1 protein-coding gene and 1 pseudogene are annotated in these 3,959 nt (G+C 37.2%); one reads left to right on the top strand and one right to left on the bottom strand.

The window, feature by feature from the left end; all coding sequences use genetic code 11:
- Positions 1-150 precede the first annotated feature (150 nt).
- On the bottom strand, positions 151-3,201 hold the full coding sequence (gene sbcC / locus F6K13_RS22275; RefSeq protein ID WP_287288413.1) for an exonuclease subunit SbcC: 3,051 nt from the start codon (positions 3,199-3,201) through the stop codon (positions 151-153).
- 407 nt (positions 3,202-3,608) lie between these two features.
- On the opposite strand from sbcC, the pseudogene F6K13_RS22270 reads away from it, so the two are divergent.
- A pseudogene (locus F6K13_RS22270) lies at positions 3,609-3,959 on the top strand (IS1 family transposase); the annotation flags it as partial.

Here is a 3,959-nt window from a genome sequence, read left to right as displayed (position 1 = left end):
GCAGTAGGGAGAAAGAATTGATAATTTTTGTGTGAGAATTGATTTTATTTTTTATTTTTGGAGATGTCTAATAGCTAAAAGTCCTATATCCATTATCAATTAATGAATCCCTTCTTGCTTCTTCCCTCTTCCTTCTTTCTTCTTCCTTCTTTAAACAGATAACATAATTTGAGAACCTTGAGGGGTTTTACTAACTTCTATTCGTGCCTGAAAAGCTTCTTTAAAATGAGGAATATGAGTCACAGTTAAAATACAGGAAAAATCAGAAGAAATGGCATTAATAGCTGCAATTAATCTGTCGCATCCCTCGGCATCTTGAGTGCCAAATCCTTCATCAATAATCAGCAGTTGTAATGCAGTTCCAGAACGTTGTGCTAATAATTTTGACAATGCTAAACGAATGGCAAAGTTAACTCGAAAAGCTTCTCCACCGGAATAAGTTTCATAAGGTCTTGTTCCTTGAGTATCTGCAATTAAAATATCTAATGTATCTATCCATTTACTATTTTTTTTACTTCCTTTTGTGGCTTTTTGAGTCACGAATTGAATATGTAATTGATTACCACTTAATTTTGCCAAAATCTGATTTGTTTCAGCCTCTAACTGTGGCAAAATATTTTCAATCATTAGCGCCTGAATACCTTTTTTGCCAAAAGCTAAAGATAATTCTTGATAAACTCGATATTGCCGTTTAGCAGTTTTTAATTGTTCCAATTGTTGACTGGTTTGAACTTTCAATTTCTCTAAATGTTGTAACTGCTGTTCTACTTTTCCTAAACTTCCCAACTGTTCATCTAACTGCCGACGACGGTCTTGAATTTTTTTATCTAAAAATAGAATCTTTTCATCCGCATCAGGAGTTTGTTCTAACTGTTGATTTAAAGTAAAAATCTGGCTTTTAATTCCTGCTAAATCTTGTTGCTGATTTTCTATAACTTCCTTCAATTCATTAATTCGTTTTAGTAGGTGGGGATATTGTTTTTGAGCCTGACATAATTTTTCGATACGAGTTAACCAAAATTGTGTTTTTCTCAATTCAGTTCTCACACAATTATGCTCTTCTAAATCATATCCAATTTCAGCAATTTCTCTCTCAATAACAATAATTTGCTGTTGTACTTGAGAAGTTTGTTTTTGCTGCTCCAACTCCTGTTTTAAACTAACTATTTGCCCTTCAATTTCTGGCAGATGAACCCTAATTTTCCCCAACTTTGTCTCTGCATCTTTTATCTGCCCATACTTAATTTCTGCCCACCTTAATTTCTTCTCTTCTTGTCTAGCTAAACTATGACTCCGGTCATCATAATTAAGCTGTTGAATTTTTTCCTCTAAAATGCTAATTTCAGCATATAAATTAACTGCAAAATCTCCTGTCTGTAGCGATCGCTCTACCTGTCCCACTTCCTTTACTAACTCTTGCAACAAGGTTTCATCTTTACCAATATTATCCAACTGCGCTTGTAAACTACCTCGACATTCCCGTAACTCATCATATTTCTCTAACTCTCCTTCTATTTGCCGATATTCTGTTCTCAAAACCTGAATTTCCCGCTCAGAAATAGCTAGTTGTTCCCGTGTAACCCATAATAAATCTCTAATTTCCTTTTGCTGACTCTGATGTTTGTTCACAACTAAATTCCAGTGATGTTCATCCAAAGGGCGATCGCATAATGGACAAGGTGGGTACTCTGTCACTCCTATTTCAATATTATCGGTACCTTTATTTAATAATTTCAACTTTTGATCTAACTCGGTAAGTCTAGTTTCGTAGTCTTTTTTATTGCGAACTAAACGTTCGAGAAAATGATGTCTTTCCTGTCCTTTTTCCTGTACCCGTCGCAGATAAACTCGCTTATTATCTAATTTAGAAATTTCTTCTACTACTTCCTGTAATGCTGTCTGTAGTTGAGGTTGCTTTTGCCGTTGAGTTTTTCTGAGTTGGTGCGTTCTAGAATTGAGTTCTTCCAAACGAGCGCTCAAACGTGCTTGCTCCCGTTCCAGTTCAGTTTGTAATTTTTGGCGTTGTTGTTGTAGTGGGGTAACTTCCACCTGTAATTTGTCTAGTTCATTTAATTTTGTTCTGGCAGTTTGTAGTTGTTCCAGAGCAGTTTCAATATCAGCACGTTTGCTCAAAATATCTAAATTTTCTTGTTCCTGTTGTTTGAGAGAATTTAACTGTGCTTGATGTTGCTGAATTTTGTTTTGTACTTCTTGCAGTTGTTGACGTTGTTTTTCCTGGAGTTGTTGACGCTGGTTCAGAGCATTTTGATGGGTTCTAAATTTTGCAGATAAATTCTCTTCGGTAGTTTGCAAGTTTTGGAAATGAGCATATCCAGCTTTAATTTCATTTTCCTGTTGCAAAACTGCTAATAGTTCATCTTGTTGTTGTTGAGTAGTTTTGAATTCCTGTTGGAGGCGATAACATTCTTGCACCAGTTTGTCATATTGTTGTTGTTGTCCGTGCAGTAGTTTTTCCCAGGTTTGACGATGGTTTTGTTGAATTTGCAGTTGTTTGAGTCGTTCTTTATCACATTCTTGTTGTTGCTGGAGTTGAGTAAGGGTAGTTTGGAGATGAGTCTGTTGTTTAGCGATCGCTTCTTTTTGTTGGAGTTGTTTTTGGTTTACTTCTAAAGTCTGTTCAAGTAATTCCACTTTCGCTTTGAACTGCCGAGCAGTATCTTTAGCTTTTTCCCCAAGGGTGTCATATTGGTCGAGTTTTAGGAGGTTGGCGAGAATTTCTTTCCGTTCATTAGGACGTTTGAGCATAAATTCATCTGCTCTACCTTGACGCAGATATGCTGAGTTAACGAATGTGTCGTAGTCGAGTTTGAGATGTTGGATAATAGTTTGTTGGGTTGCACGGACACCTTTTTGAGTCAGACTTTTAAACCGGGAACCAGTGCTAATTTGAAATTCTAGAGTAGCTGAACTTCCCCGACGACGACCACGAATAACACGGTAAACATTACCGTTGCTGCTAAAGGTGAAGTCTACCCGTACTTCTTTTTCTCCCAGACTGATAATATCATCTTCAGTAGCGGCGCGACTATTTCCCCACACCGACCAGGCGATCGCTTCCAGTAGAGAAGATTTTCCTGCACCATTTGGTCCGCAAATACAGGCAGTATGCAGACCTGTAAAATCTAGAGTTGCTTCCTGATAGCTGAGGAAATTTTTTAGTTGCAATTTTTGAGGAATCATTTTGTTATCGCACTTTTAGTTGTCAAGATTTATTAACAGGACTTACGCACAGACACTAAATCTAATGAGGGCGAATGCCATTTGCGCTCCGCAAAGCTCCGAATTGCGCCCCTACATATGGCGCTTTCAAGGTAAATTTGCGTAAGTCCTGACTAAAATAATGTTTCACTGAGTTTTGTTTTAACTAATTTGGTTGATGTTAATTCACCCTAGTTTTTGCTTTCTTTTCTACGTTACTTTTTAGAAAACAACTATATTAGTCTGGTTATATTTTTCACATTTTACATTAGCACAAAAAAATAACTATTGTGCTTAGGTTTCTATCTGCAAATATAAATTATTGGGCGTTGTCAGAAAAGAAGATAATTCAGAGAATGATCAGCGTCTAGAGTTCAAGGAGAGATGTCATGGAATGTCCAGAATGCCACAGTCACCACATCCATAAAAATGGTCACGTGAAAAGGTAAGCAAAATTATATCTGTGTCAAGTGTGGCCGTCAATTGATCCCAGAATATCAACCCATACGGATATAGTGATGATGCCAAGCGCAACTGCTGGAAAGTGTATGTTAATGGCATGGGTTTTCGTGCCATAGAGAGAATTACAGGAGTTTCACGCACAACGATTATTGATGGGGTTAAACTCGTGGGAACACTTCTACCAGATGCTTACGAGCGCAGAAACTATCCCAGAGGTAGGAGAATTGAATCAACTAGAAACCTTTGTCGGAAAAAAAATCAAATCTGGCACAGGAGCT

This window comes from Okeania sp. SIO2B9, from assembly GCF_010672505.1.
Lineage (GTDB): Bacteria > Cyanobacteriota > Cyanobacteriia > Cyanobacteriales > Microcoleaceae > Okeania > Okeania hirsuta.
This window is presented reverse-complemented; position numbering and strand designations above follow the sequence as displayed.